This is a genomic window from Pseudomonas anatoliensis (assembly GCF_017976235.1).
GTDB classification, from domain to species: domain Bacteria; phylum Pseudomonadota; class Gammaproteobacteria; order Pseudomonadales; family Pseudomonadaceae; genus Aquipseudomonas; species Aquipseudomonas anatoliensis.
Window position 1 is genome coordinate 822,258 of sequence record NZ_JACVHC010000002.1, and the last position, 24,942, is coordinate 847,199.

Below are 24,942 nucleotides of genomic sequence, written 5' to 3' on the forward strand. Positions count from 1 at the left end.
GCCGGCTGTAATTGGCTTTCAATAGTGTTTAAGTCTGGTGAGATCTGGCGGGTTGGCCGGTTGTTTTTAGTGGTTACATTGCGTCATAAATCGACAAGAATTTGCCGTTGATAATGCAAGTGCGCGCCTTGCATTCAGCCGGCCCGGGTTGCTGGCCGGCTGAACGGGGCGAGGTCAGTGACTGGAGCGACCGGTCATTTCCAGTGCCATGTCGCTGGCGTAGCCGTCGGTCATGCCGGCGATGAAATCAATCATGCGCAAAAATGACGTGTGCAACGAACCTTGCGGATCAGGCGCGTTGTTGCCCAGCAGATCGAGGATGCGCCGGCTCTTGAACGACGGGGTGCGTCCATTGTGTTGTTCCAGTGCGGCGCCGCAAAACGAGTTGAGCAGGATCTCCAGCGTCGTGTAGGCGCCGATTTCGTGCAGCGTCTTGCGTTTGTCCTGAAAGATCTTCTTGCGGGCAATGTCCTTGGCGTTCAACACGCAGCGTTTGGCCGGACCATGCATGTGCTCGACCAGATCGCCATGCAGCGTGCCGGCCAGTAACGCGTCCTGTTGCTCGACGAAGGCCCGCGCCGCGGCATTGGTCAGATGTTCGATGGCCTTGCCGCGCAGGATCGCCAGTTTGCGCCGCCGCGAATCCTGCGGACCAAGCTGACGATAGGTTTCCGGCAGGTCATCGCCCACCAGTCCGAGCAGCAGCGATTCGACTTCGGCGTACTCCAGCAGCTCCATCTCAAGGCCATCTTCGAGATCGATCAGCGCATAGCAGATGTCATCGGCGGCTTCCATCAGGTACACCAACGGATGGCGCGCCCAGCGTTGATCTTCGAGTTGTGGCAGGCCAAGCTTGTGAGCAATCTGCTCCAGCAGCGGCAGTTCGCTCTGATAGCAACCGAACTTGTGTTTCTTGTAGCCGAGGGAGTCCGCGTGTCGGGCCGTCCACGGGTATTTCAGATAAGTGCCGAGGGTGGCGTAAGTCAGGCGCGTGCCGCCGTCAAACTGATGGTACTCAAGCTGAGTGAGCACGCGGAAACCCTGGGCATTGCCTTCGAAATTGAGGAAGTCACCGCGCTCGGCTTCGCTCATGCCATCCAGCCAGCCGCGCCCGGCCGCCTGTTGAAACCAATGGCGAATCGCGTCTTCACCGGAATGGCCGAACGGCGGGTTGCCGATGTCATGAGCCAGGCAGGCCGATTGCACGACCATGCCCAGATCACTCGGATCGCACCATTGCGGCAGCGCACTGCGCAGTGTTTCGCCGACGCGCATACCCAGCGAGCGGCCCACACAACTGACTTCCAGCGAGTGGGTCAGGCGAGTGTGAATGTGATCGTTACTGGTAACCGGGTGCACCTGGGTTTTACGGCCCAGGCGGCGGAAGGCGCCAGAAAAAATGATGCGGTCATGATCTTTGTGAAAAGGGCTGCGGCCAAGTTCTTGCGGACTGTGCAGCGGCTTTCCGAGACGTTCGCGGTTGAGCAGGGTTTGCCAATCCAAGGCTGATTCTCTCCGTCTGATGGATGAATTGCCCTAGCTTCCGGGTTCAGGTCTGCGCCTGCAAGTGCAACTACAGTCCCGCCGCATCAATGTCGATCAACAGCAACCGCTCACCATTGTCGAAAAATTGCCCGGCCGTCAGGCAATACTGGTTGCTGGTGGCATCGCGGTAGGTGTTGGACAGGGTCAGGCGCCGCTCCTCCCAGCCTTCGGCGAGCAAATGGTAGAAGTACGGGCGCCACGACCAGTTGTGCCCCAGATAGCGGTCGTCGGAGACCCAGCCGTTATGGCGCCATTCCAGATTGGGGGTCAGTTGCGTGCCGTGACGATCACATTGGTAGAACCGCAGCAGCCATGGGAAAGCGTCCAGTTGCGGTAATGCGCTGAGTGGCGCACGAGCGTGTGCCCAGTTCTGCAGGATCGCCATCAATTCGCTGAGTTGGTGGCGCATCTGCATCAATCGTCCTCGCTCGGCGAGCTTCTGCTGAACGTAACGCTGGCGCAGTTCGGCAAAACGTTGCACAAACGCGTCGGTGGCAAAGAACGCCTCTTGCGCCCGCGCGAACAGAAAACCCTGCACGTAACGCGATCCGCATTCCAGGGCGAAATTCAGCTGAGCCTCGGTCTCGACGCCCTCGGCAATGATCCAGCAACCTGTCTTCTCGGCCATCTGCGCCAGAGCCTTGACCACATCGCTGCTTGGCCCGCCTAAAGCGGCTGCCTGAAACAGGCGCATGTCGAGTTTGAGAATGTCCGGTTGCAGGGCCAGCACCCGGTCGAGCTGCGAGTGACCGGCGCCAAAATCGTCGATGGCGATTCGCGCCCCCGCCTTGCGATAACGGCCAACCACTTCGGCCAGACGTTGGCTGTTGCCGCCAAGTTCGGTGATCTCGAACACGATGCGTTGCGGATCGACATTGTGTCGCGCCATTTGTTTGAGGCTGGGCAGCGCTTGGTCGGGGCGTAGACGGCTGATCCAGTGGGGCGACATGTTCAGGCTGAGAAACCAGTCTGCCGGTGCTTCGTGCAGACGGCTCAAAGCGTTGTCGCGGATCTGTCGGTCGAGGCGACGCAGGGCAATGGCCGGCGTACGCGGATCGGCGAACAACGGCCCGACCGATGTCAGTTGTCCATCAGCCTGGCGCAGGCGGCCAAGTGCTTCGACGCCTGCAATACGTCCGGTGGCGGTATCGATGAAGGGTTGAAAGCAGGCGAGCGGTTGCCCGTCGATCACGAGGCCTCCTTAGTCGTTGTTGTTCTGAGTGAACCCGCCGACCGGGTAGGCACGCGGGATTGAACCTCCAGGTAAAGAGGTTAATCCCGCCGACATTGCAAGAATGTAGCCAGATACGTCAGTTCAGCGCTTGCCAGAACTCTGCATGACCAGCCTGATCAGCGGCCCAAGGCTGGTACCGAGGCGAATCAGTCGGGTAAGGCCACCGACACCGCCGCTTTTCGCGCCTTTGCCGGTGATGAAACCCAACAGCGTGACCGCGGCAACACCCCATAACGGCGCGTGTTTGATCCCGAATCCGCCTTGCAGGTTTTGCGACATGCCACGCATGCGCTGCAAAGGTTGCAGTACTTGCCCGGCCTCATGGCGAATTTCCTGCCGATGCATTTCCATGCGCAGGCGAATCAGTGCCTTGCGCATTTCCCGGCGGGAGCTGTTATGTGGAAGTTCAGGCAGGCTCATGGCAGCAGGCGCTCCCGGTCGTTGGCCAGCTCTTCGAGCGTGCCATGGAAGGGTGAGGATTCATCGAACACCGCAGCCTTGAGGCGCAACCCGCAAAAGGCTGCCGCAAGGGTATAGAAAACGCACAGGCCGATGATCGCAGGCAGGCGGTACGTGTCCCAGAACAAGATCAGCACCAGCGTCGACAAGCCGACCAGCAACAACAAGGCAAACACCAATGCCAAACCTGCGAACAGCAAAAGGCTGACCGTGCGTGCTTTCTGTTCCTGCAGTTCGATGCCGAACAACTCGACATGACTGTGCAACAAGCCAAGGACAGCGGCGCCCAGACGCCGCGTAGAGGATGAGGTGCCCGCAGCCGGGCCGGATTCACCGATCGACATAATCAGCGCCGAGTAGCTAGCAGGCCGATCAAAAAGCCCACACCGGCAGCGATGCCAACGGACTGCCATGGATTGGCCGACACGTAATCTTCGGTGGCGGTAACCGCTGCCTGGCCGCGTTCGCGCAGGGTGTCTTCGGTCAGCTTCAGGGTTTCGCGTGCACGCAGCAGGCTGTCGTGGATCTGTGCACGCAGCTCATCGGCCTGATCACCGGCCAGAGTGGCGGTGTGCTCGAGCAACCGCTCGGTGTCGGCGACCAGTGTCTGGAAGTCGTTCATCAGGATGTCTTGAGCAGTCTTTGCCTTGATGCTGGCCATGGGTGGATCTCCGTATAAGTGGCTTCTGAAACGTTCGAGTATGAGCCTTGCGCGAAGGTTCAGTACAAATGACTGGTACAACTTTTGCTGTGTCGTGGTGCGTCGTTCGTCAGTCGTGCGCTGTTGCCGGGCGTACAGGCCGCAAAAGCCTGACGCGAATAATAGCGGTTCGTGCCAGCACATCGATCTTGTGCGCCAAATCGGTTCATCGGTCCTTCGGGTTCATGACTGCGTGGGCGCAACTTGGTGCAAGAAATGTGTGCATGAACTGCTTTGGTGCCTTTTTATCTTTCAGGTCTGCCTCTTTATGGAAAATCTGCAAAGCGCTGTGGAAACATTGGTTCACAGCTCCAATACGTTGTTCATCCTGATCGGTGCGGTGATGGTGCTGGCGATGCATGCTGGCTTCGCCTTTCTGGAAGTCGGTACGGTGCGCCAGAAAAACCAGGTCAACGCGCTGTCGAAAATCCTCAGCGATTTCGCTGTCTCGACCCTGGCCTATTTCTTTATAGGTTACTGGATCTCTTACGGCGTGACCTTCATGCAGCCGGCAGCAGTGCTCAGTGCTGATCATGGTTATGGATTGGTGAAGTTTTTCTTCCTGCTGACCTTCGCTGCGGCGATCCCGGCGATCATCTCCGGGGGCATTGCCGAACGCGCGCGCTTCGTTCCGCAGTTGTGCGCCACGGCGCTGATCGTCGCGTTCATCTATCCGTTTTTCGAAGGAATGATCTGGAACGGCAACTATGGCCTGCAAGCCTGGCTGACCACTCAGTTCGGCGCGGCGTTTCATGATTTTGCCGGTTCCGTGGTGGTGCACGCCATGGGCGGTTGGCTGGCGCTGGCGGCGGTACTGTTGCTGGGCCCGCGCAATGGGCGTTATCGAGACGGACGACTGGTGGCCTTCGCGCCATCGAGCATTCCGTTTCTGGCATTGGGCTCGTGGATTCTGATTGTCGGCTGGTTCGGCTTCAACGTGATGAGCGCGCAGACTTTGCAAGGCGTCAGCGGCCTGGTGGCGGTCAACTCGTTGATGGCGATGGTCGGCGGCACCATGGCGGCATTGCTCGTCGGCCGCAATGACCCAGGCTTTTTGCATAACGGCCCTCTGGCCGGATTGGTGGCGATCTGCGCGGGATCCGATCTGATGCATCCGGTCGGTGCTCTGGTGACCGGAGCCATCGCCGGCGCGCTGTTTGTCTGGTGCTTTACGGCCGCGCAGGTCAAGTGGCGCATTGACGATGTGCTGGGCGTGTGGCCGTTGCACGGTTTGTGCGGCGTGTGGGGCGGGATTGCCTGCGGGGTTTTCGGCCAGACCGCGCTCGGCGGGCTTGGCGGCGTCAGCCTGATCAGCCAGCTGATCGGCACCGCGCTCGGCGTGGCGGTGGCGTTGATCGGTGGTTTTGCCGTGTACGGCGTGATCAAGGCGCTGCATGGGCTGCGCCTGAGTCAGGAACAAGAGTATTACGGTGCCGATCTGTCCGTGCACAAGATCGGCGCGGTGAGCCAGGATTAGGTTTCTTCATCATTGGCTCCGGAATAAAAGCCGTGCAGCAGGCGATAGCGGTCTCTTCGCACTTGATCGGCTTTCTCTTGTACCTGGCGCGCCGACAAGCCGAGCATGATCAAGGCGTGAGAGCCGAGCATCAGGCTTGATTCCAACAGCTCCGGCACTACTTCAGTAGCGCCGGCGGCTTTGAGTTCGGCCAATTGGCTGTCGTCGCGGGTGCGTACCAGGATCGGTATCTGATCATTGAGGCGGCGTGCCTCCCTGAGAATGTGCAGGGCAACGTCGGTTTGATCCACAGCAATCACCAGCAGTTTTGCGCGCAGCAGGCCGACGGCGATGAGCAAATCACCGCGTGATGAGTCGCCGTAATGCACGTCACTTTCTTCGGTGGCAGCTTCCTGTACCCGCACCGGGTCATTGTCCAAAGCGATGTAAGGCTGCTTTGCGTTACGCATGAAGCGACCGATGGATTGACCAACCCGTCCGTACCCGCAAATCACCACATGCTGGTCGAGGCCGGCGTTGAGCGCGCTGATGTGCTCTATCTGTGCTTCCTCATTGGGTTTGCGGTGCAGGGCCGTGGCGATGCGTGGGGCTGCGCGTAACAGGATGGGGGTCAGCAGCATCGAGCAGAACGTCGCTGCAAGCAGCAAGGCGCCAAGCTTTTCGGGCAGCATGCTGTTCTGTTGCATCTGCGCCATCAGCGCGAAGCAGAATTCGCCCCCCTGAGCCAGGGCCAGACCACTGCGCCATGCGGTTTCACTGTCACTGCCGCGCCACTTCACCAGCAACGCCACAACGATGCCTTTGATAATCATCAAGCCGACAGTCAGGCCGAGGATCAGCAGGCCATCGCTGACGAACAATTGCAGGTCGATCAGCATGCCGATGCTGACAAAAAACACCCCGAGCAGTATGTCGCGGAAGGGCCGGATATCGGCCTCGATCTGATGCCGGTAATGGCTTTCACCCAGTAACATGCCGGCCAGAAAAGCACCCAGCGCGGGCGACAGACCGAGCAAGTGAGTCAGCCATGCGGTGAGCAGCACAATCACCAGCGCCAACAGCACAAATAATTCTGCCGAGCGTGAGGCCGCGACTTCATGGAACAGTCGGGGCAGCAACCAACGACTGGCCAGTAGCAGACCGACAAACAACACCACGGTTTTCGCCAGCGTCAGCGGTAATGCCCAGTACCAGGCCTGCTCGCTGCTGCCGGCGAACACCGGCACCAGGGTCAGCAGCAATACCGCAACCACATCCTGAAACAGCAGGACGCCGACCGCATTCTGACCGTGGCTGCTGAACACCTCACCGAGGCTGCCCAATTCCTTGGTGACGATCGCCGTAGAGGACAACGCAAGCCCGGCACCGAGCAGCAATGCTGGCGTTATCGGCATGCCCAACAGCATCAATAACAGGCCCAGCACGGCCGTGCTGATCAACACTTGCTGACTGCCAAGGCGAAACACCACTTGGCGCAGCGCGATCATCTTTGACAGGGAAAACTCGAGGCCGAGGGAAAACAGCAGGAACACCACGCCCAGTTCCGCCACGTCGGGCAGATGTTCACTTTCATTGACCCAATCGAATGCATTGGGTCCGACCAGCAATCCAACGCACAGATATCCCAAGACCGGTGGCAGCCGCAGGTGGCGAAAAAGTGCAATCACCACGAGGGACGAGGCGAGGATGATCAACAGGTTGGCAAACACTAGACACTCCGAGGTCAGGCTCTGGCTTCTCAAGCGTAGAAGCAAAAAGACCGGGAGCATCGCCTGATTGGCTTTTTTGCGAGCTGATTTGCATCAGGGTTTTGCGCATGTGCCTTTGCGGCTGCGCTCAAGCCTTTGGGCGGCGGTGGCTCGACGGGTTTTCGGTGGCGGCCTAGAATAGGCGGATTAATCTGTGGTTGAGCGCACATGCTTCCTGAATGTCAGCTGTTCGGCACCCTGGGGTGTCATCTGTGTGAAGTCGCTGAATCCATGCTGATGGAGTTTGTCGAACGCGGTCTGCTGGTGGAACTGGTAGACATCACTGAAGACGAATCCTGGTATGAGGCTTACAGCCTGCGGATTCCGGTGCTGCGGCGAGTCGACACCGGGGCGGAGCTTGGCTGGCCGTTCAGCGCCGACGAGGTGGTGGCGTTCCTGCGTTAAGCTGTTTTCCCGCAGCGCCCCGCTGGTCGCCGGCACAAATCCATCCCTTGGCACTTCCCGGCTTATTCGGTTACTGTATGCTCATACAGTAATTGGGTCAGAGGGACGAACCGTGGTCAATGTCGAACAGTTGAAGAACAGCGTGAACCGGATGTCGGTTGACGTGGTGCGCGAGGCGGTTCTCGAATTGCGCCTGGACGGGCTGGTCACGGAAGGCAAGACGCCATTCAACAAGCTGCATTTCAATACCTGCTTTGCAGAGATCGAAGCCTTGTTTCAGCGCGCCGGTTATCACAAGCAACTGGACGTGGTCGGGTATCAGGGCCTGATGTACGCCTTGTATGACCCGGGCCGCTGGGAAGCTGTCGACGTGTTGCGCTGGCTCAAGGAGTTTACCGACGCGGCGGCGCTCAAATCGATTCCGGCTTGAGGATTCTGCGCTAGGTTCGTTTCCCTCAGTGCTGGATAATGCCGGCCTGCCTTGAGGGTTCGAATTTTCATATGTCCACGTCAACGTTTTCCGCTGCACAGAATCAGGCCAGCACGCTTTATCTGCCGCCCGGCGCCTGGCTGACTGTACTCGATTGCTTGTGCGAGCATTTCAGCGCCATTGGACGCGAGCAGTGGCTGGACCGGATCGCTCGGGGGCGGGTGCTGGATGCTCACGGTCAGCCGATTGCGCTGGATTTGCCCTACAAGGAAGGCTTGCGCATTCACTACTTTCGCGAAGTGCCGGACGAAAAACCGATCCCGGTGGTCGAGTCGATTCTCTATGCCGATGAGCATCTGGTGGTGGCTGACAAGCCGCATTTTCTGCCAGTGACGCCGGCCGGCGAGTACGTAGAGCAAACCTTGCTGCGCAGGCTGATCCGGCGTCTGGACAATCCCCATCTGGTGCCCCTGCACCGGATCGACCGGCATACGGCGGGGCTGGTGATTTTCTCGGCCAACCCGCAAACCCGTTCCGCCTATCAGTCGCTGTTCCCAACGCGACAGATCGACAAGCGTTACGAAGCCATTGCCCCGGCATTGCCTGGACTCGATTTTCCCTTGGTGCACAAAAGCCGTCTGGTCGATGGCGAACCGTTTTTCCGAATGCAGGAAGGGCCCGGTGTCAGTAACACCGAAACGGCGGTAGAGGTTCGGGAAAAGAACGGCGACCTTTGGCGTTATGGCCTGTACCCGGTGACCGGCAAAAAACATCAGCTTCGGGTACACATGACCGCGCTGGGAGCGAGTATCTGCAATGACCCGTTTTACCCGGACGTACTGAAGGATGTTGAGGATGACTATGCTCATCCGCTGAAGCTTCTGGCGCAAGGGTTGCGTTTTATCGATCCGGTGACCGGCGAGGAACGTGAGTTCGAAAGTCGCATCACTTTACAGTGGTGAGGTTGCTGCAACTTTTCGAGCGCCCATGAAAAAGCCCGCAATCAATGCGGGCTTTTCTGTATCCGGGATCGACGTCGAGCTTACAGCTCTTTAACGGTACGAACCTGATCCTTGTTGATGCGTGTTTCTTTGCCGTCCAGTTGCTGGAACTCGTAGAAGCCCGAATCGTCATCGTATTTCGGGGTGTCGACGGCCTGGATTTCGCGACCGTCATTCAAGGTGATCACTGTAGGCGAGGAGCAACCGGCGAGGGTAGCAAGGCCCAGTGCGAGCATGAAAGTGGCGAGGGTCCGTTGAGTCATGAGTGTGTCTCCGAATGGGAATACTTTTGGTTACTGAGCTTGAGACGTATACAAGGCGTTAGAGTTCCTTGAATAGTGTCAGTCTGACACAGTGTTGTGAGCATTTAACAGTTCGGGGGTGTTGAGGTTGGCCAGTCGCGGGTCGTTGTCGGGACATTTCAGCGCCATGGCACCGAGCCCGCGCATGACGCGGCCGGGGCTGCGTTCACCAGCGTTCCAGGCGTTTTCGAATGCCGGTGAAAGGGCTACCGGAATTACACACAACAGGGGTTCCCAATGTTCGTCATGCCACAACATTAAAGGTTTTTCAGGATTCTGATTGGCGGACTCGCGCATGCTTTGCAGCAACGCATCGTCGATAAGCGGGACATCGCAAGGCAGTACCAACAAGTGCGAACGTCGCGCGGCTTTCAAGCCTGCGCGAATACCGGCCAACGGTCCTGGAAAGTCGCCTTCGTCATCCTCCACCAATTGATCGGCCAGCGGCGCGTAACGCTCGCGATTGCGGTTGCAGGAAATGATCAGGTCATCGGTCAGCGGACGAGTCTTGCGATGCAAATGCGCAATCAACGGTTCGCCCTGCCATTGCACCAGACCTTTGTCCTGACCGCCCATGCGTTGGCCGCGCCCGCCCGCCAGTAGCAGAATGGAGCAGGGCGGCAGTTGCGTCTCAAAGGTCATGGCAGCTCTCCACAGGGGCGGCGTAAAAACAGGGCGCTGTGATATAACACCGCACCGTTTCTCCTACAACTGGACGAGCCTATGAAAGCCAAGGCTGATGTACCTTTCGTGCCGCTCAATATCGCGGTGCTGACTGTCAGTGATACCCGTACTCTGGAAACCGACACCTCAGGCCAGGTCTTTGTCGACCGCCTGGCAGCGGCCGGCCACAATCTGGCGGCGCGGGTCCTGCTTAAAGATGACCTCTACAAAATTCGCGCGCAAGTCGCCAACTGGATCGCTGACGATATTGTGCAGGTGGTGCTGATTACCGGTGGTACCGGATTCACCGGCCGCGACAGCACCCCGGAAGCCGTGGCGTGTCTGCTCGACAAGCAAGTGGATGGGTTTGGCGAGTTGTTCCGACAGATATCGGTGGCCGATATCGGCACCTCTACCGTGCAGTCCCGTGCGCTGGCCGGTCTGGCCAACGGTACGCTGGTCTGCTGTCTGCCGGGCTCGACCAACGCCGTGCGCACGGGTTGGGACGGCATTCTCGGTGAGCAACTGGACGCGCGCCACCGTCCATGCAATTTCGTCCCTCATCTGAAGCAGGCCGCGCCTTGTGAATCCCGTGGATAAGCCGGGCAAGACGGGCTCGTTGATGCCCGTCGAGGTTGCGCTGGCGCGTCTGCTGGAAATGGCCGAGGCGTCGCCGATTGCCGAGCAAGAATATTTGCCGCTGGCGCAGGTCGAGGGTCGAGTGCTGGCCGAGGACCTCATTTCGACCCTGGATTTACCGCCCTGGCCCAACAGTGCCATGGATGGCTATGCCCTGAACCTGGCCGACTGGACGGGTGAAGCCATGACGGTCAGTCAAAAGGTGTTCGCCGGACAATCTCCGCAAACCCTGAAACCCGGCACGTGTGCGCGGATTTTCACGGGGGCACCGGTACCGCCGGGTGCCGATTGCGTGGAAATGCAGGAAAACGCCGAGGTCCAGGCCGATGGAAGCGTGCGCTTCATCCAGCCGATGAAGATTGGACAGAATATTCGCCCGCAAGGCCAGGAAACCACGGTCGGCGAGTTGATTTTGCCGGCCGGAACCCGGCTTGGCCCGATAGAGCAGGGCTTGGTTGCATCGCTGGGCTGTGCCGGCGTCAAGGTTGTGCGCAAGGTTCGCGTGGCGGTGATTTCCACCGGTGACGAGTTGGTCGAACCGGGGCAGCCACTGGGGCCGGGTCAGATCTACAACAGCAATCGAGTGTTGCTGTGCAGCTGGTTGCAGCGCCTGGGTTGCGAAGTGATCGACGCCGGTATTCTTCCGGATGATCTTTCCACCACCCGTGCCCGTTTGGGTGAGTTGCAGGATGTTGATCTGATTCTTTCCACCGGTGGCGTCTCGGTGGGTGAAGCTGATTTTCTCGGTATCGCCTTGCGAGAAGAAGGGGAACTGGCCCTTTGGAAACTGGCGATCAAGCCCGGTAAACCGCTGACATTCGGCCATTTCCGCAATGTGCCGGTTATCGGGTTGCCCGGCAATCCGGCTTCGACGTTGGTCACGTTTGCGTTACTGGCTCGGCCTTACCTGTTGCGACGTCAGGGTGTGCAGGACGTCGAGCCTTTGAAGTTCACGGTGCCAGCAGGCTTTGTCTGGCCTGTTGCCGGTAATCGGCGCGAATACCTGCGGGGCCGCCTTGAGCAGGGGCGGGCGACTATCTACCGCAACCAGAGCTCGGGAGTGCTGCGCAGCGCCGCGTGGGCAGACGGATTGGTGGAAGTGCTTGAGGGTCGCACTCTGCTTGAAGGAGACGCCGTCGTCTTCATCCCGCTAAGTGAGCTCTTGGGCTGAATCCTGTCTCGCAAATGCAGGCATGGGCTGATCCAGCCGGTGCCTGCAAGGTTTCATTCGGTCAATGGCTCAACAGTGTAACCAGCTGGTCGAATCGGCTATTGGCCACCCAACCCAGCAGACCCATTATTACGGCGGTTGCACCTGCTGAGTAGGCCAGGCGATGCTTGATGGTTCTGACGTCACTGCGGACTTCATCCATGTCCCGTCGAATATATTTGAGGTGGGTTTCCAGCTCGGTCACACGTGGTTCCATATCAACTGCTCCAGTGGTCTTCTTGAAATCGGACTTGTGATTCGTGCGACATTCGGCGAGGGGGGCGATCGGATTCACTGGTTTTCTGGCTTCACGGCTTGGCATGGAAATATCCATCTGCTGCTTCAAACCTGTTCCTGCAATATTTGCCCTCTCTCCAACTGTTACAAACCCTTGAGTAACCTCTCATTACATGCACGTCCTTGTGTAGTCGAATTGATGATTGATACCGCTGGCACACGGTGAACCAACTGTCACACCCGGTCAATTAAGCCGATTCCTCATGTTTTGTAAGAAAAAATACCGCTGTGTAGGACGCCGCAACCAGACGAAGGAATTTTTTGTCATTCTTTGGGCTTTTTTGCGCGCCACGGTGGTCAAGATGTTTCAACCGATTCAATTCAGGGAGTGACGCTATGAGTGAACGCCGGGCACTGTTGATCCTGCATGGCAAGCAGGCACTCAACGAGGCGGTTCGCACCGCGGTCGAGGACAAACGCGAGCAAGGCTGGGAGTTGGCGGTGCGCCTGACCTGGGAGGCGGGGGATGCCCAACGCTGGGTCGAGCAAGCATTGGCGGACGGGTACACGAAAATTATTGCCGGCGGCGGAGACGGTACGTTGCGCGACATCGCCGAAGCCCTTGCGGCCCACCCCGGGAAAGCCAGCCTTGTCCTTTTGCCTTTGGGTACCGCTAACGATTTTTCCCGCGCGGCGGGGATTCCGCTGGAGCCGGCCGAGGCGCTTGAACTCCTCGATGTACCGCCACGTGACATTGATCTGGGTGAAGTGGGCGGGCAGATTTTCCTCAACATGGCCACCGGCGGTTTCGGCAGTCAGGTCACGGCCAATACTTCAGAGGATCTGAAAAAGGTACTGGGCGGGGCGGCCTATCTGTTCACTGGTTTGTCGCGGTTCAGCGAACTGCACGCCGCTTATGGCGAGCTGCAGGGGCCGGACTTTCACTGGAGTGGTGAGCTGCTGGCATTGGGGATAGGCAATGGTCGCCAGGCTGGCGGCGGGCATGTTTTATGCCCGCAGGCGCTGGCTGACGACGGGTTGCTGGATATCAGCATCCTGCCTGCGCCACAGGAGCTGGTGGGCACACTGAAAAGCCTGCTCAGCGATGGATTCGGCATCGACAACATGTTTGTCCGAACCCGCTTGCCTTGGGTCGAGATCAAGGTGGCCGAGGGGCTCTACATCAATCTTGACGGGGAGCCACTGGAAGGCGACAGCATGCGCTTCGAGGCGCGCCCGGCGGCGTTGCAGATACATCTGCCGAAGGACTCGCCGCTGTTGAGCGAAAATCTGGCGCTCAATCGTCCAGACTGATGATCTGTTCGCGTACAGCAAACAGCACCAGGCCCGCTACATCGTAGATTTGCAGACGCTTCATGATCTGCGAGCGGTGGGTCTCGACAGTTTTGATGCTCAAGCCCAGGCCATTGGCAATTTCCCGGGTGGATTTTCCACGCACGATCAGGCGCAGGATTTCCAGTTGTCGGGCCGTGAGGTTGTGCGAATCGGCGATTTCCGGCTGCTTCTGATTGCGAGTCAGTGCCTGGTTGATCACGGTATGAGCGATGGCCGGACTCAGGTAACGCTCGTTATTGCGCAAGGCTTCCAGCGCGTGTTCGAGTTCGGTGGCCGTGGTGTCTTTGAGAAGGTAGCCGTGAGCGCCGGACTCCAGTGCCTGCATGATCAACGCAGGATCGGTGTGCATCGACAAAATCAGCACTTTGCTCTGTGGCCGCACCTGCTTGAGTCGTTGCAGGGCTTCCAGGCCACCGGTGTGCTTCATGGAAATATCCAGCAGCACAATATCGGGGCTGAGCTGCTCGAACATTTCGAGCAGTTGCGAGCCATCATTGGCTTCGCCAACAACCGCGTAACCGGGAATATCCAGCACCAGAGCGCGAACGCCGGCCCTGATCAGCGAGTGGTCATCCACCAGAAGTAAGTTACAAGTCAACGCATAACCTTATTCGTACTGGCCCGCTCGAGTGCCCGCGGCGCCCAGGGGAAAAGTGCTTCGATTTGAGTGCCTTTGCCCGGCTCGCTGGTAACGCTCAGGGTGCCACCCAATTGCTCGATCCGTTCGGCCATCCCGGCCATGCCCCGCTGTCCTTCACGACCCGGATTGGCAGCCGGGGCAAATCCCAGGCCGTCATCGCTGATCAGCAATGTCAGGCCTTTCGGCAGACGCTGCACTCGTATCAGCAGGTTTTTCGCCTGTGCATGACGCAAAATATTGGTGACGGCTTCCTGGGTGATGCGGAAAGCGGCGACCGCCATTTCTTCCGGGATGCCGTTGAGGCGTTGCTGACAATCGAGACTCCAGTGCACGCTGGTGTTGGTCATTGTCTTGAGCAGATGCGCTCGCAGGCTGGCCTCAAGGCCGAGGCTGGTCAACTGGCGGGGATTGAGGATGGCCGATACATCGCGCACTTTGTTCAGCGTCTCTTCGAGGGTTTCGCAAAGTGTGCTGCAGTGTTCCTGTAAATCTTCCGGCATTCGTCGTTTGAGCCAGTCGCCTTGCAGCTTGGCGGCGGTCAGCAATTGGCCGATATCATCGTGCAATTCGCGGCTGAGGCGGTGACGCTCGTTTTCCTGGACTTCCAGCAAGCGGTCAGCAAGTTCCTGTGGCTGGAATTTTATCGATTTGCGTGACAGCCGATATTGCACCCAGACACAGGCGGTGGCGGCAATGTTCAGCAACAGTACTCCCAGGTGAAGTTGCGCGGAAAACCCGTAGGTCAGCAGGCTGCCAAGTGCTGCCGCGACGCACAATATGAGTGTGAACCGACGCGCGTTTTCCCGGGAGGGAGGCCATGTAGTGATTGACTTGAGGCTGGCGTACATAACGGATGGAGCCAATGGATGTTCGCTGCGGGTAGACCGGCCGGTGGCTGGCGGGTCTCTGTCTGTAAAGGGTGTCAATAATGTTTAGGATTTCAACGTGACTCAGTGAATGTACAGGATCACCAACTTCGGGTGGATGCCTGTCTCTGGAGTCACTGTGCCATTAACTTGGCAGCATTTAATGGGCGGCATAATACCACTTAAGATACCGTTGGTCGCGTTTGCTATATATGTCCAATGCGTCAGGAAATACGTCATGTTGGACGCGAGTTCCATAATGGAAATATCGATTTATTGAGTTCGATGATATCTGCATCGCCAGAAGTTGAACTCTTCAGACACAGGCAAACCCTTAGCCCGGCAGGAAATACACGCTGTTGTCCGGTATGAATATTTATTCGATTTGTCGCTGGCAGCTACGAGCTATTCAATTGCGACATTGACGTTGCGGTGTGGCAGCCTCGCCGAGCCCTGTCACGCCGAATCAGGCTTGGCGGTTCGAATAGTTCAGCAATGGCAAACGTTTGGTTTTCAGCGCTGGTTGAAACTGAGTTTGTCCGACCTGAGAGGCAAACGCTTCGAGCAGTGAGGTCTGTTCGGTTTTATCGAGGCTCAGTTGCCCGGTTTTATGATCGACCAGTTCAAGCTGCCAGGCCATCAGTGTGAAGCATTCCTTCAACGCCTCCAGGGCCTGCTCGTGCAGATCTACGTGATCCTGTGCCAGATTGAGCAGACCGTAGATATGCAGGGAAAACTCGGAAATCGCCTCAAGCGCCAGAGCTTCAGCCCTGCTTGCGAGTTTGAGGAGGGTACTGAGCATGCAGTCGATAGCGTCCTTGTCGTTGCTGATCATCTGCAGATGGCTGAGGCATTCTTCGGACTTGGCCAGGAGCGTTTCAGCCTCGACAAGAAATTCGGGGAAGCGTTGCGCCCACTCTTTACGGTCGATCGGCATGCTTATCTCCACAACATCATGGCTACTGAGGGGATGCCGTGTGTGACGACGATCGTGGATCGTCGGGAGATCGCGCCCAGACGTGCAGGTGCACAGACTGAGAGGTTCCAGAGGGTTTGTTTCCGCTGAACTGCGATCGCACACAATAGCCTGACTCCGTTCATGCAATGAGAATGGCGTCACATTAATGGCTATTGGATACTGCGAATATCAGGTTGGGCCTGATTGATACTAGGGGAATCCCTTAGGCGCGGGAACCTAACGTGCGAACCGTGGTCGCGCCGCAAAGACTTTAGCAGATGAAAAATGCAGCGCCAGTAAAGCATGATGTTAATGTGACATCAATGCCCCGATATGGCATTTTCAGAGCGATTGCTGCGGGGATCAAGATTCGGCATTCGCAGCCGATAACCCCTCTTAGTGAATTCATCAGAACAAGCCCAGGAGTCATTGATGGCCGGCATTCTCGACACGGTAGACCAACGCACGCAACTGGTGGGTGAGAATCGCCTGGAAATACTCATGTTTCGACTGGCCGGGCGCCAGTTGTTTGCGATCAACGTGTTCAAGGTTCAGGAAGTGCTGCAACTGCCGAAGCTGACCCTGATGCCTCAGCGTCACCCGTTTGTCTGCGGTGTGGTCAACCTGCGCGGGCAGACGTTGCCGGTGATCGATCTTTCGCAGGCAATCGGTATGCGTCCATTGGTGCCGAGCCCGACGAGCACCATCATCGTTACCGAATACAACCGCTCGGTGCAGGCCTTCCTCGTCGGTGGTGTAGATCGCATCGTCAACATGAACTGGGAAGCCATTCTGCCGCCACCGGCCAGCGCCGGCCGTCAGCACTACCTGACGGCGATCAGCAAGGTCGACGATCAACTGGTGGAAATCATCGACGTCGAGAAAGTGCTCGCCGAGATCGTTCCGTACAACGCCAAGGTCTCGCGCGAAAAGCTCGATGATCCGGTGCTGGAGCGCGCTCGTGGCCGCGAAGTGCTGCTGGTGGACGACTCCAACGTGGCGCTCTCGCAGTTGCGTGACACCCTCGGTCAGCTCGGCGTGAAAATGCACATTGCCAGCGACGGTTTGAAGGCGCTGAACATGCTCAAAGCCTGGGCCGACACTGGCGTGAACATGACCGACAAACTGCTGATGATCTTCACCGACGCAGAAATGCCGGAAATGGATGGCTATCGCCTGACTACCGAAATACGCAATGACCCACGCCTGCGCGGGCTGTATGTGGTGTTGCACACATCCCTGTCCGGCAGTTTCAACGACTCGATGGTGAAGAAGGTCGGCTGCGACAACTTCCTCTCCAAGTTTCAGCCGGACAAACTGGTCGACGTGGTGCGTCAGCGCCTGATGCTTGATGAAGTACCGGCCTGATCGCAACACCACCGCTTCTGTAGGAGCTGTCGAGTGAAACGAGGCTGCGATCTTTTGATCTTTAAATCAAAATCAAAAGATCGCAGCGTGCCGCAGCTCCTGCATTGATTGCGTGCAGTATCCAAACTCTGTCTTTGATTCGCCGCTGAAGCTCGTATAGGGTGGCGTTTTTTGCCCACCAGGGAGCTGGCCATGCTGCGTCTGAGCGCGCTTTATCGTTATCCGTTGAAATCCGGCAAGGGCGAGGTTCTGCAAGGGATCAACCTGGACAAGCTGGGGCTTGAGGGCGATCGACGCTGGATGCTGGTGGACGAAGCCAGCGGGCGGTTCCTGACCCAGCGCGCCGAAGCGAAGATGAGCCAGCTGTCGGCGCTGTGGAATGCCCAAGGCGGCTTGACCCTGACTGCGCCCGAGCGTGCTTCGATCGAAATCGACTTGCCCGGCAACGACGCCGAACTTCGCGGCGTGACCATTTGGCGCGACACCTTGCGGATGCCGGATGCGGGTGATCAGGCGGCGCAATGGGTCAGTGAGTTCATTGGTAAACCGACCCGTCTGGTGCAAATGCCGCTGGATCGCGCGCGGATGACTCAGGAAGGTTTTGGCAAGGATGACGATCAGGTCGCGTTAGCCGACGGTTTCCCGTTGTTGCTGATCGGTGAGGCGTCGCGGCAGCATTTGTCGCAGGCGGTTGGGCGGCCGCTGGAAATGCTGCGTTTTCGGCCGAATCTGGTGATAGAAGGCAGTGAGGCGTATGCCGAGGATGGCTGGAAGCGGATTCGCATTGGCGACGTTGAGTTCCGCGTGGTCAAGCCGTGCTCACGCTGCATCCTCACCACCATCGACCCGCAAACCGGCGAGCGCAGTGCTGACCGCGAACCGCTGGCGACGTTGCAAAAGACCCGCGCGCAGGCTGACGGCGCGATGTTCGGGCAGAACCTGGTGAATGACAGCAACGGTCGTCTTGAGGTCGGGATGCCGGTGGAGATTCTCGAGTAACCCCTCACTGAAACAAAAAATGCCCGTGTCCTTGGACACGGGCATTTTCATTGGTGCTTCGAAACCAGCGGTTTAGCCGCGGTATTCGCACAGGTAAGCAGTGTCGACGGCGACTTTCAGCTGGAACTTGCTGTTGGCCGGTACGTTGAACTGGCTGCCGGCGGCGAAGGTTTCCCAGTCGGTGCTGTCTGGCAGTTTGACCGTAAGTGCGCCGGACACCACGTGCATGATTTCACGCTGGGCAGTGCCGAATTCGTATTCGCCCGGGGCCATGACGCCGATGGTCGCCGGACCTTCAGCGGTGCCAAAGGCGATCGACTTGACGGTGCCGTCGAAGTACTCGTTGACTTTAAACATGGGCGATTCCTCGAAAAGGGCTAAAAAGTGGGGCGGCCAGTATGCACAAGGCTTTCCACGCCGTCACCTGCCCGGCGCGTGTCCGGCAAGTCGAGAATTGACCCTAGAGTGGCAATACCAAAGGCAACAACCGCGCCGTGTTGCGCGCGTCCTCCAGCGCCCGATGTTGCTGGCCGCTGAACTGCATGCCGGCGAGCGCCAGCGCACCGTTGAGCCCCAGCGGCCGTTCCAGGCGCCGGGCCTTGGCAAAGCGTTGCTTGAGATTCATGTGCGGCACTTTGCTCAATCCACTGTCGATTGCCAGTCGCTGCCATTCCTGCAGCAATTGCTTGCGGTCGTAATCGCCCCAACTGGCCCAGCCTTCCAGACGTGGCTGATGCTGGGCGAGCCAGCGTTCGAACGCCGGCCAGACATCGGTCAAGGTCTGTGCCGCGTCGATATTGGCCTGGGTGATGTGCGTGAGCTGGCGACAGAAGGGCGTCAGCAAGGGCCGCCGTGTCGGTTTGACGAAGCGCTGAAAGTGATCCTGCTCGCGTCCGGCACGATCGACCAGCGTGGCGCCGATCTCGATGATTTCCATTTCCGTGACCGGCCAGCCACCCTCGTCGGTGGTAGCTTCCAGATCAATGACCAGCCAGTGTGGCATCGCAGGGTTCCTGATTTCCGCGTTCTGATAATTCAGAGCGTAGTCAAACCCCGCGGATGCGCTCGGGCGACTACTCGACCTGCAACAGAACCTGACGATTTTTTACCTGATCGCCGACCTTGACCTGCACCCGCTTGAGCACGCCGTCGATGCCGGCCGTGAGCGGATGCTCCATTTTCATTGCCTCCAGCACCACCAGCAATTGACCCTTGCTGACCGCACTGCCTTCGCTGACGAGGACGTCGACAATGGCCCCGTCCATCGGCGCCTTCAAGGTGCCGGAGCTGACGCTGGTCTGACTGCCGATTACCACGTGAGTTCGATCCTCCAGGTGCAGACTGCCGGGATGGGTGAACAGCCAGAGTTGCCCGGTATCGAGGCGGTAGGCGTGGCGTTGGCGCAGGCCATCGATTTCAAGTGTCACTGAACATGTGCTGTGATCGATGAGTTTCAGCTCGAGGGCGCGTTCAGCGATTTGCACCTCAATCACATCCCCCGCGCACCTGAGCAGTTGCGCGGTCCAGTTCTGTTCATCAAGACCCAGCCGATAATGCAGCGGCACGCTGGCGTTGTTGCGCCAGCCGCTCAATGGCGCGCGGTGTTGTTGCGCCGATGCCAGATAAAACAGCACGGCAGCGATAGCCAGTTCTTCGGCACTCGGCGTGTAGGCATGCAAGCTTTGGTGATCGCTGAAATGCTGGGGAATGAATCCGGTGCTGAATTCACCGCTGATGAATTGTGCATGTTGCAGCAGACTTTCGAGCAAGCGCTGATTGCTTTGCACGCCCAGCAACACCGTGTCCTGCACCGCGCGCAGCAGCTTGCGGCGGGCCTCTTCACGCGTGGCACCGTGAGCGATCAGTTTGCCGAGCATCGGGTCATAGAACGGGCTGACCGTTTGCCCTTCATGCAAACCATGGTCAATCCGCGCGCCGTGTTGCAACGCGGGTTCCCACGCCTGAATGCACCCGGTTTGCGGCAGAAAATCCTGCGCGGGATCTTCGGCATAAAGCCGCACTTCCATGGCATGGCCATTGAGCTGGACTTGCGCCTGAGTCAACGGCAGAGGCCGCCCCTCGGCCACCGACAATTGCCAGGCGACCAGATCGAGGCCGGTGATCAGTTCAGTCACCGGGTGCTCGACCTGCAGACGGGTGTTCATCTCAAGGAAATAGAACTGCCCGCGCGCGTCGAGCAGAAACTCCACGGTGCCGGCGCCGACATAATTCACTGCGCGGCCGGCCTTCAGTGCAGCTTCGCCCATGGCTTGGCGCAACTCGGCGGTCATCACCGGGCAGGGCGCTTCTTCGATGACTTTTTGGTGCCGACGCTGGATCGAACAGTCGCGTTCGCCGAGATAGATCAGATTGCCGTGGTGATCGCCAAACAGTTGCACTTCAACGTGTCGCGGGTCGATCAGCGCCTGTTCGAGAATCAATTCGTCGCTGCCAAATGCATTCAGGGCTTCAGAGCGCGCGGTGCGCAGTTGCGCTGGCAGTTGCGCAGCGTTGTGCACCAGCCGCATACCGCGACCGCCACCACCGGCACTGGCCTTGATCATCAACGGGTAGCCGATGCGTTCGGCTTCGCTCAGCAAGGTGGCGTCGTCCTGCGCTGCACCTTGATAGCCAGCGATGCACGGGACGCCGGCGTCGAGCATGGCGAGTTTCGACAGGCGTTTGCTGCCCATCAGTTCGATCGCCTCGGCGCTCGGGCCGATGAAAATCAGGCCGGCCTGTTCGCAGGCGCGGGCGAACCCGGCGTTTTCCGAGAGAAAACCATAGCCGGGGTGGATCGCATGGGCGCCGCTGCGGCGGGCGGCGTCGAGGATGGCCGGAATGTTCAGGTAAGACTGCTGCACCGGCGACGGGCCAACCCGCATGGCTTGATCGGCGATTTTTACGTGCAGCGCATCGGCGTCGGCGTCGCTGAAGATGGCGACGGTGCGGTAACCAAGGGCCTGTGCGGTGCGCTGGATACGGCAGGCGATTTCACCGCGATTGGCGATCAGGATTTTGTGGATGGCGGGCATGGGCTTTTTCCCTTTGGTTTTGTGCTAGATGATCTGGCCTCTTCGCGGGCAAGCCCGCTCCCACAGGGTCAGGTGGCCCAGCCCGGTTTGCGTTTTTGCATGAACGCCATGGTGCCCTCGATGCCTTCGGCGCCAGTCACCGCTTCGCTGAACCACTGCGCCGCTTCATCGAGCAACTCAGTCGATGGTTGCCCGGCACTGGCCAGCAGAAGTTGTTTGGTGACGGCATTCGCCTGCGGCGCGCAACACAAGACATGCTGCAACACCTCATCCAGTCGCTCGGCCAATGCCTGCGCATCCTGCTCGACAAAATGCACAACCCCCAAGCGCCGCGCCTGATGACCATCGAAACGCGCAGCGGTCAACGCCAGTCTGCGTGTCTCGGTCAAGCCAATGCGTTGCACCACAAACGGCGCGATCTGCGCCGGTAGCAGGCCGAGGCTGGTTTCCGGCAGACCGAATTGCGCTTTGTGATCAGCCATCGCCACGTCGCTGACACAGGCCAGGCCAAACCCGCCGCCCATCACCGCGCCTTGCAGCACGCAGATCAATACTTGCGGTGCGTGCTGGGCTTCCACCAGCAGCGCGCCGAACGCCCGATTCAAATCACGGTAAGCCTCGGCACCCTCGGCGCGGGCATTGGCCATGTCCTTGATGTCGCCGCCGGCACAGAAATGTCCGCCGCTACCGCTGAGCACCAAGGCCCGAACAGCACGGTCATCGCGAACGGCCGCCAACACCGCGCGCAGTTCGCTGACCATTTGCAGACTCATCGCATTGCGGCTGTCCGGGCGATTGAGGGTGATGTGCAGCACACCGCCATGCAATTCCAGAATCAGCGTCTGGCACTCGGGCAGGCCACTCATTTCTTTTTCCCCGGCAGGATGCCCATCAGTTTGCAGATGATCCCCAGCATGATTTCGTCGGCGCCGCCGCCAATCGATACCAGCCGCACATCGCGATAGGCGCGTGCCACCGGGTTGTCCCACATGAAGCCCATGCCGCCCCAGTATTGCAGGCAACTGTCGCTGACTTCGCGGCCGAGCCGGCCGGCCTTGAGCTTGGCCATCGACGCCAGTCGGGTAACGTCCTGGCCCCGAACGTATTGCTCGGTGGCCTGATAAACCAATGCGCGCAGGCATTCGATTTCAGTCTGCAATTCGGCGAGGCGGAAATGGATGACCTGATTGTCGATCAGTGCATTGCCGAAGGTCTTGCGTTCCTTGCAGTACTCGATGGTGCTGTCGACGCAATACTCCAGACCCTTGATCATGTTCGCCGCGCCGAACAGGCGTTCTTCCTGAAACTGCAACATCTGCATCATGAAGCCTGCGCCTTCATGACCGATGCGGTTGCGCTGCGGCACGCGGACATCGTCGAAAAACACCTGCGCGGTTTCCGAACTGCGCATGCCGAGCTTGTCCAGATGCGAGCTGAGGCTGATACCGGGCGTGGTCATCGGCACCATGATCAGCGACTTGTTGATGTGCGGCTTGTCGTCCGAAGTGTTGGCCAGCAGGCAGATGAAGTCGGCGCTCGGCGAGTTGGTGATCCACATTTTGCTGCCATTGATCACGTAGTCGTCACCGTCCTTGCGCGCAGTGGTTTTCAACCCCGCGACGTCCGAGCCGGCACCGACTTCGGAAACACCGATGCAGCCAACCTGCTCGCCGGTGATTGCCGGGCGAAGGAACTCTTCGCGCAGTTCATCCGAGCCGAACCGCGCCAGCGCCGGGGTGCACATGTCGGTCTGTACACCAATCGACATCGGGATGCCGCCGCAATGAATGGTGCCGAACTCTTCAGCCGCGACAATCGAGTAGCTGTAATCGAGGTCCATGCCGCCGAATTTTTCTGGCTTGGAAATGCCCAGCAGGCCGAGGTCGCCGGCCTTGCGGAAGATCTCGTGGATCGGAAAGCGTCCGGCCTTTTCCCATTCATCGACGTGCGGGTTGATCTCGTGTTCGACAAACTGGCGGACGGTGCGGCGCAGTGCTTCGTGTTCCGGGGTGAAGATCATTTTTATTGTTCTCCGTAAGATCCGTGGCCGTCAGAAGCGGCTGACGCCGAAGCTGTTGGGTTGCAGTGCGCGAATGTCGGCTTCGTGGCAAATATCCAGCAAGTAACCGAGCAGGGTGCGAGTGTCACGCGGGTCGATCAATCCGTCGTCCCACAGGTTGGCGCTGCCGTAGAGCGCGGTGGACTGGCTGTCGAGTTTCTGCGCGGTGACCTGTTCGAGCATGTCGAGCACTTTCGGGTCTGGTACCAGGCCGTCCTTGAGCTGTTTGGCTTCGGTGACGATGCGCAGCACTTTGCCAGCCTGCGCGCCGCCCATCACCGCCGTGCGGCTGTTGGGCCAGGCGAAAATGAACCGTGGATCAAGGCCGCGCCCACACATCGCATAGTTGCCGGCGCCGTAGGAGCCGCCGACGACCATCGTCAGTTTAGGCACTCGCGCGTTGGCCACCGCTTGAATCAGTTTCGAACCGTGTTTGATCACCCCTTGCTGCTCGGACTCGGTGCCGACCATGAACCCCGTGGTGTTATGGAAAAACAGCAGCGGCGTCTGGCTCTGATCGCACAGCTGAATGAACTGCGCAGCTTTGCTCGCACCGTTCGGCGTGATCGGGCCGTTGTTGCCGATGAAGCCGCAGGCGCGGCCCTGGATTTTCAGTTGGCCGCAAATGGTCTGCTGATCGAACTCACCCTTGAACTCAAGGAAGTTTGACTCGTCAGCGATGCGCACAATGATTTCGCGCACGTCGTAGGGTTTTTTCGGATCGTCCGGGATCAAGCCGAGCAATTCATCGATCGGGTAGAGCGGCTCTTTGTATTGCGGCTCCGGCAGCCACGGCAGTTGCTCGTTCCACGGCAGCATCCGCAGAATCTCGCGCACTTGTCGCACGCCATCGGCATCGTTCTCGGCCAGATACTCGGCCGTGCCGGCGACCTGCGCGTGCATCTCGGCGCCGCCCAGTTCTTCATCGGTCGCCACTTCGCCGGTTGCGGCCTTGAGCAGCGGGGGGCCGGCGAGAAACAGCTTGGCCTTGCCGCGCACCACCACTACGTAATCCGACAAGCCCGGTTGATAAGCTCCGCCCGCCGTAGCCGAGCCATGCACCACGGTGATCTGCGGCAAACCCATCGCCGACATCCGTGCCTGATTGGCAAAGCTGCGCGCACCTTCGACGAAAATCTCCGCTGCGTAGTTGAGGTTGGCACCGCCGCTTTCGGCGAGGGTGATCACCGGCAGTTTGTTTTCCTGAGCGATCTGTTGCAGGCGCAGGGATTTTTTCAGGCCACTGGGCGAGATCGTGCCGCCCTTGATTGCGCTGTTATTGGCGACGACCATCGCGCGGATGCCTGACACGTAGCCAATACCGGCGATCAATCCACCACCGGCCGCGCTGCCGTCCTTGTCGTCATGCAGTTTGTAACCGGCGAGGCTGGCCAGCTCGAGAAAAGGTGCGCCGGGGTCGAGCAGCAGGTTCAAGCGTTCGCGGGGCAGCAGTTGCCCGCGCTTGTCGAATTTCGGCTTGGCTTCGGCGGCCTTGTTCAGCAGGTTCTGTTCGAGTTGTTGCACTTGCTCGATGGCGGTAAGCATCGCCGCACGGTTGCGGGCGAATGCCTCGCTGTGGGGGTCGAGTCGGGACTGGATCTGCGCCATGGC

At 59.0% G+C, this 24,942-nt stretch carries 27 protein-coding genes; 9 read left to right on the forward strand and 18 right to left on the reverse strand.

The genetic code is table 11. From position 1 onward, the window contains the following. Positions 1 to 174: 174 nt before the first annotated feature. The 5 genes from ICA16_RS09095 to ICA16_RS09115 form a co-directional block, all read right to left on the reverse strand. Positions 175 to 1,503 carry a deoxyguanosinetriphosphate triphosphohydrolase gene (locus ICA16_RS09095; protein ID WP_042560247.1) on the reverse strand — a complete coding sequence of 443 codons (1,329 nt, stop codon included), beginning with the start codon at positions 1,501 to 1,503 and terminating at the stop codon, positions 175 to 177. Between the two features lie 70 nt (positions 1,504 to 1,573). Beyond that, positions 1,574 to 2,737 (reverse strand): EAL domain-containing protein, encoded by a 1,164-nt coding sequence (locus ICA16_RS09100; RefSeq protein WP_210553944.1) that lies wholly within the window; start codon positions 2,735 to 2,737, stop codon positions 1,574 to 1,576. Positions 2,738 to 2,860: 123 nt separating this feature from the next. Then, on the reverse strand, positions 2,861 to 3,199 hold the full coding sequence (locus ICA16_RS09105; protein ID WP_150603368.1) for a hypothetical protein: 339 nt from the start codon (positions 3,197 to 3,199) through the stop codon (positions 2,861 to 2,863). Continuing rightward, a complete protein-coding gene (locus ICA16_RS09110) occupies positions 3,196 to 3,582 on the reverse strand; it encodes a phage holin family protein (RefSeq protein ID WP_150603369.1) in 387 nt (128 codons plus the stop codon). The genes ICA16_RS09105 and ICA16_RS09110 overlap by 4 nt, the downstream gene beginning before the upstream one ends. A gap of 2 nt (positions 3,583 to 3,584) precedes the next feature. Continuing rightward, complete coding sequence (locus ICA16_RS09115; protein ID WP_042560243.1) at positions 3,585 to 3,899, reverse strand: ElaB/YgaM/YqjD family protein; 315 nt, start codon at positions 3,897 to 3,899, stop codon at positions 3,585 to 3,587. 307 nt (positions 3,900 to 4,206) lie between these two features. On the opposite strand from ICA16_RS09115, the gene ICA16_RS09120 reads away from it, so the two are divergent. Further along, positions 4,207 to 5,415, forward strand: coding sequence for an ammonium transporter (locus tag ICA16_RS09120; RefSeq protein WP_210700423.1), 1,209 nt, complete (start codon positions 4,207 to 4,209; stop codon positions 5,413 to 5,415). On the opposite strand, the gene ICA16_RS09125 is transcribed toward ICA16_RS09120, so the two are convergent. After that, on the reverse strand, positions 5,412 to 7,124 hold the full coding sequence (locus tag ICA16_RS09125) for a cation:proton antiporter (protein ID WP_210553942.1): 1,713 nt from the start codon (positions 7,122 to 7,124) through the stop codon (positions 5,412 to 5,414). The two genes, ICA16_RS09120 and ICA16_RS09125, sit on opposite strands and share 4 nt — an antisense overlap. Positions 7,125 to 7,331: 207 nt before the next feature. Between ICA16_RS09125 and ICA16_RS09130 the strand changes: the two genes are divergently transcribed. The 3 genes from ICA16_RS09130 (at position 7,332) to ICA16_RS09140 (ending at position 8,960) form a co-directional block, all read left to right on the forward strand. Beyond that, entirely contained in the window at positions 7,332 to 7,568 is a 237-nt protein-coding gene (locus tag ICA16_RS09130) for a glutaredoxin family protein (protein WP_150615918.1), read from the forward strand. A 112-nt stretch (positions 7,569 to 7,680) separates the two neighbouring features. Beyond that, positions 7,681 to 7,998, forward strand: coding sequence for a transcriptional regulator (locus tag ICA16_RS09135; protein ID WP_042560239.1), 318 nt, complete (start codon positions 7,681 to 7,683; stop codon positions 7,996 to 7,998). 71 nt (positions 7,999 to 8,069) lie between these two features. Then, positions 8,070 to 8,960, forward strand: a complete 891-nt coding sequence (locus ICA16_RS09140) for a pseudouridine synthase (RefSeq protein WP_150615917.1) — start codon at positions 8,070 to 8,072, stop codon at positions 8,958 to 8,960. Positions 8,961 to 9,040: 80 nt separating this feature from the next. Here the strand turns inward: ICA16_RS09140 and ICA16_RS09145 are convergent, their stop codons facing one another. Both ICA16_RS09145 and mobA read right to left on the reverse strand, forming a co-directional pair. After that, positions 9,041 to 9,262, reverse strand: coding sequence for a YgdI/YgdR family lipoprotein (locus tag ICA16_RS09145; RefSeq protein WP_016770600.1), 222 nt, complete (start codon positions 9,260 to 9,262; stop codon positions 9,041 to 9,043). Between the two features lie 78 nt (positions 9,263 to 9,340). Then, the gene (gene mobA, locus ICA16_RS09150) at positions 9,341 to 9,943 is read right to left on the reverse strand and encodes a molybdenum cofactor guanylyltransferase MobA (RefSeq protein WP_150615916.1); all 603 of its coding nucleotides are present in this window, start codon (positions 9,941 to 9,943) and stop codon (positions 9,341 to 9,343) included. Between the two features lie 81 nt (positions 9,944 to 10,024). On the opposite strand from mobA, the gene moaB reads away from it, so the two are divergent. Together moaB and ICA16_RS09160 are read left to right on the forward strand one after the other, a co-directional pair. Then, a complete protein-coding gene (gene moaB, locus ICA16_RS09155; protein WP_210700424.1) occupies positions 10,025 to 10,564 on the forward strand; it encodes a molybdenum cofactor biosynthesis protein B in 540 nt (179 codons plus the stop codon). Then, positions 10,548 to 11,774 (forward strand): molybdopterin molybdotransferase MoeA, encoded by a 1,227-nt coding sequence (locus ICA16_RS09160; RefSeq protein ID WP_210700425.1) that lies wholly within the window; start codon positions 10,548 to 10,550, stop codon positions 11,772 to 11,774. The genes moaB and ICA16_RS09160 overlap by 17 nt, the downstream gene beginning before the upstream one ends. A gap of 61 nt (positions 11,775 to 11,835) precedes the next feature. On the opposite strand, the gene ICA16_RS09165 is transcribed toward ICA16_RS09160, so the two are convergent. Beyond that, the gene (locus ICA16_RS09165) at positions 11,836 to 12,135 is read right to left on the reverse strand and encodes a hypothetical protein (protein ID WP_210554163.1); all 300 of its coding nucleotides are present in this window, start codon (positions 12,133 to 12,135) and stop codon (positions 11,836 to 11,838) included. Positions 12,136 to 12,446: 311 nt separating this feature from the next. On the opposite strand from ICA16_RS09165, the gene yegS reads away from it, so the two are divergent. Beyond that, complete coding sequence (yegS, locus tag ICA16_RS09170; protein WP_150603377.1) at positions 12,447 to 13,364, forward strand: lipid kinase YegS; 918 nt, start codon at positions 12,447 to 12,449, stop codon at positions 13,362 to 13,364. On the opposite strand, the gene ICA16_RS09175 is transcribed toward yegS, so the two are convergent. The 3 genes from ICA16_RS09175 to ICA16_RS09185 all read right to left on the reverse strand — a co-directional run bounded on the left by ICA16_RS09175 (position 13,348) and on the right by ICA16_RS09185 (position 15,849). Further along, the gene (locus tag ICA16_RS09175) at positions 13,348 to 14,004 is read right to left on the reverse strand and encodes a response regulator (protein ID WP_150603378.1); all 657 of its coding nucleotides are present in this window, start codon (positions 14,002 to 14,004) and stop codon (positions 13,348 to 13,350) included. The genes yegS and ICA16_RS09175 overlap by 17 nt on opposite strands. Further along, positions 14,001 to 14,894, reverse strand: coding sequence for a sensor histidine kinase (locus ICA16_RS09180; protein ID WP_210554162.1), 894 nt, complete (start codon positions 14,892 to 14,894; stop codon positions 14,001 to 14,003). Before ICA16_RS09180 ends, ICA16_RS09175 begins: the two co-directional genes overlap by 4 nt. Positions 14,895 to 15,378: 484 nt before the next feature. Continuing rightward, positions 15,379 to 15,849 carry a hypothetical protein gene (locus tag ICA16_RS09185; RefSeq protein WP_210700426.1) on the reverse strand — a complete coding sequence of 157 codons (471 nt, stop codon included), beginning with the start codon at positions 15,847 to 15,849 and terminating at the stop codon, positions 15,379 to 15,381. Between the two features lie 453 nt (positions 15,850 to 16,302). On the opposite strand from ICA16_RS09185, the gene ICA16_RS09190 reads away from it, so the two are divergent. Then, a complete protein-coding gene (locus tag ICA16_RS09190) occupies positions 16,303 to 17,238 on the forward strand; it encodes a chemotaxis protein CheV (RefSeq protein WP_150603380.1) in 936 nt (311 codons plus the stop codon). A gap of 192 nt (positions 17,239 to 17,430) precedes the next feature. Beyond that, positions 17,431 to 18,237 carry an MOSC domain-containing protein gene (locus ICA16_RS09195; RefSeq protein WP_210700427.1) on the forward strand — a complete coding sequence of 269 codons (807 nt, stop codon included), beginning with the start codon at positions 17,431 to 17,433 and terminating at the stop codon, positions 18,235 to 18,237. 72 nt (positions 18,238 to 18,309) lie between these two features. Here the strand turns inward: ICA16_RS09195 and ppnP are convergent, their stop codons facing one another. From ppnP to atuC, 6 genes are all read right to left on the reverse strand, one after another. After that, positions 18,310 to 18,594, reverse strand: a complete 285-nt coding sequence (gene ppnP, locus ICA16_RS09200; RefSeq protein ID WP_003183665.1) for a pyrimidine/purine nucleoside phosphorylase — start codon at positions 18,592 to 18,594, stop codon at positions 18,310 to 18,312. A gap of 103 nt (positions 18,595 to 18,697) precedes the next feature. After that, positions 18,698 to 19,240: a 3'-5' exonuclease gene (locus ICA16_RS09205; protein ID WP_210700428.1), complete on the reverse strand. Its 543-nt coding sequence runs from the start codon at positions 19,238 to 19,240 to the stop codon at positions 18,698 to 18,700. A gap of 70 nt (positions 19,241 to 19,310) precedes the next feature. Continuing rightward, the gene (locus ICA16_RS09210) at positions 19,311 to 21,272 is read right to left on the reverse strand and encodes an acetyl/propionyl/methylcrotonyl-CoA carboxylase subunit alpha (protein WP_210700429.1); all 1,962 of its coding nucleotides are present in this window, start codon (positions 21,270 to 21,272) and stop codon (positions 19,311 to 19,313) included. 68 nt (positions 21,273 to 21,340) lie between these two features. After that, positions 21,341 to 22,138, reverse strand: a complete 798-nt coding sequence (locus tag ICA16_RS09215) for an enoyl-CoA hydratase/isomerase family protein (RefSeq protein WP_210700430.1) — start codon at positions 22,136 to 22,138, stop codon at positions 21,341 to 21,343. Then, entirely contained in the window at positions 22,135 to 23,292 is a 1,158-nt protein-coding gene (gene atuD, locus ICA16_RS09220; RefSeq protein ID WP_210700431.1) for an acyl-CoA dehydrogenase family protein, read from the reverse strand. Before atuD ends, ICA16_RS09215 begins: the two co-directional genes overlap by 4 nt. A 30-nt stretch (positions 23,293 to 23,322) precedes the next feature. Next, entirely contained in the window at positions 23,323 to 24,939 is a 1,617-nt protein-coding gene (gene atuC / locus ICA16_RS09225) for an acyl-CoA carboxylase subunit beta (RefSeq protein WP_210700432.1), read from the reverse strand. Positions 24,940 to 24,942 lie beyond the last annotated feature (3 nt).

Bases quoted from the DNA above. Each gene is read 5' to 3' on its own strand.
- ICA16_RS09130 (WP_150615918.1), top strand. From the start codon at position 7,332: ATGCTTCCTGAATGTCAGCTGTTCGGCACCCTGGGGTGTCATCTGTGT.
- ppnP (WP_003183665.1), bottom strand. From the start codon at position 18,594: ATGTTTAAAGTCAACGAGTACTTCGACGGCACCGTCAAGTCGATCGCC.
- ICA16_RS09205 (WP_210700428.1), bottom strand. From the start codon at position 19,240: ATGCCACACTGGCTGGTCATTGATCTGGAAGCTACCACCGACGAGGGT.
- ICA16_RS09190 (WP_150603380.1), top strand. From the start codon at position 16,303: ATGGCCGGCATTCTCGACACGGTAGACCAACGCACGCAACTGGTGGGT.
- ICA16_RS09180 (WP_210554162.1), bottom strand. From the start codon at position 14,894: ATGTACGCCAGCCTCAAGTCAATCACTACATGGCCTCCCTCCCGGGAA.
- ICA16_RS09120 (WP_210700423.1), top strand. From the start codon at position 4,207: ATGGAAAATCTGCAAAGCGCTGTGGAAACATTGGTTCACAGCTCCAAT.
- ICA16_RS09140 (WP_150615917.1), top strand. From the start codon at position 8,070: ATGTCCACGTCAACGTTTTCCGCTGCACAGAATCAGGCCAGCACGCTT.
- mobA (WP_150615916.1), bottom strand. From the start codon at position 9,943: ATGACCTTTGAGACGCAACTGCCGCCCTGCTCCATTCTGCTACTGGCG.
- ICA16_RS09165 (WP_210554163.1), bottom strand. From the start codon at position 12,135: ATGCCAAGCCGTGAAGCCAGAAAACCAGTGAATCCGATCGCCCCCCTC.
- ICA16_RS09110 (WP_150603369.1), bottom strand. From the start codon at position 3,582: ATGTCGATCGGTGAATCCGGCCCGGCTGCGGGCACCTCATCCTCTACG.
- ICA16_RS09215 (WP_210700430.1), bottom strand. From the start codon at position 22,138: ATGAGTGGCCTGCCCGAGTGCCAGACGCTGATTCTGGAATTGCATGGC.
- ICA16_RS09185 (WP_210700426.1), bottom strand. From the start codon at position 15,849: ATGCCGATCGACCGTAAAGAGTGGGCGCAACGCTTCCCCGAATTTCTT.
- ICA16_RS09195 (WP_210700427.1), top strand. From the start codon at position 17,431: ATGCTGCGTCTGAGCGCGCTTTATCGTTATCCGTTGAAATCCGGCAAG.
- atuC (WP_210700432.1), bottom strand. From the start codon at position 24,939: ATGGCGCAGATCCAGTCCCGACTCGACCCCCACAGCGAGGCATTCGCC.
- ICA16_RS09145 (WP_016770600.1), bottom strand. From the start codon at position 9,262: ATGACTCAACGGACCCTCGCCACTTTCATGCTCGCACTGGGCCTTGCT.
- ICA16_RS09210 (WP_210700429.1), bottom strand. From the start codon at position 21,272: ATGCCCGCCATCCACAAAATCCTGATCGCCAATCGCGGTGAAATCGCC.
- moaB (WP_210700424.1), top strand. From the start codon at position 10,025: ATGAAAGCCAAGGCTGATGTACCTTTCGTGCCGCTCAATATCGCGGTG.
- yegS (WP_150603377.1), top strand. From the start codon at position 12,447: ATGAGTGAACGCCGGGCACTGTTGATCCTGCATGGCAAGCAGGCACTC.
- ICA16_RS09105 (WP_150603368.1), bottom strand. From the start codon at position 3,199: ATGAGCCTGCCTGAACTTCCACATAACAGCTCCCGCCGGGAAATGCGC.
- ICA16_RS09115 (WP_042560243.1), bottom strand. From the start codon at position 3,899: ATGGCCAGCATCAAGGCAAAGACTGCTCAAGACATCCTGATGAACGAC.
- atuD (WP_210700431.1), bottom strand. From the start codon at position 23,292: ATGATCTTCACCCCGGAACACGAAGCACTGCGCCGCACCGTCCGCCAG.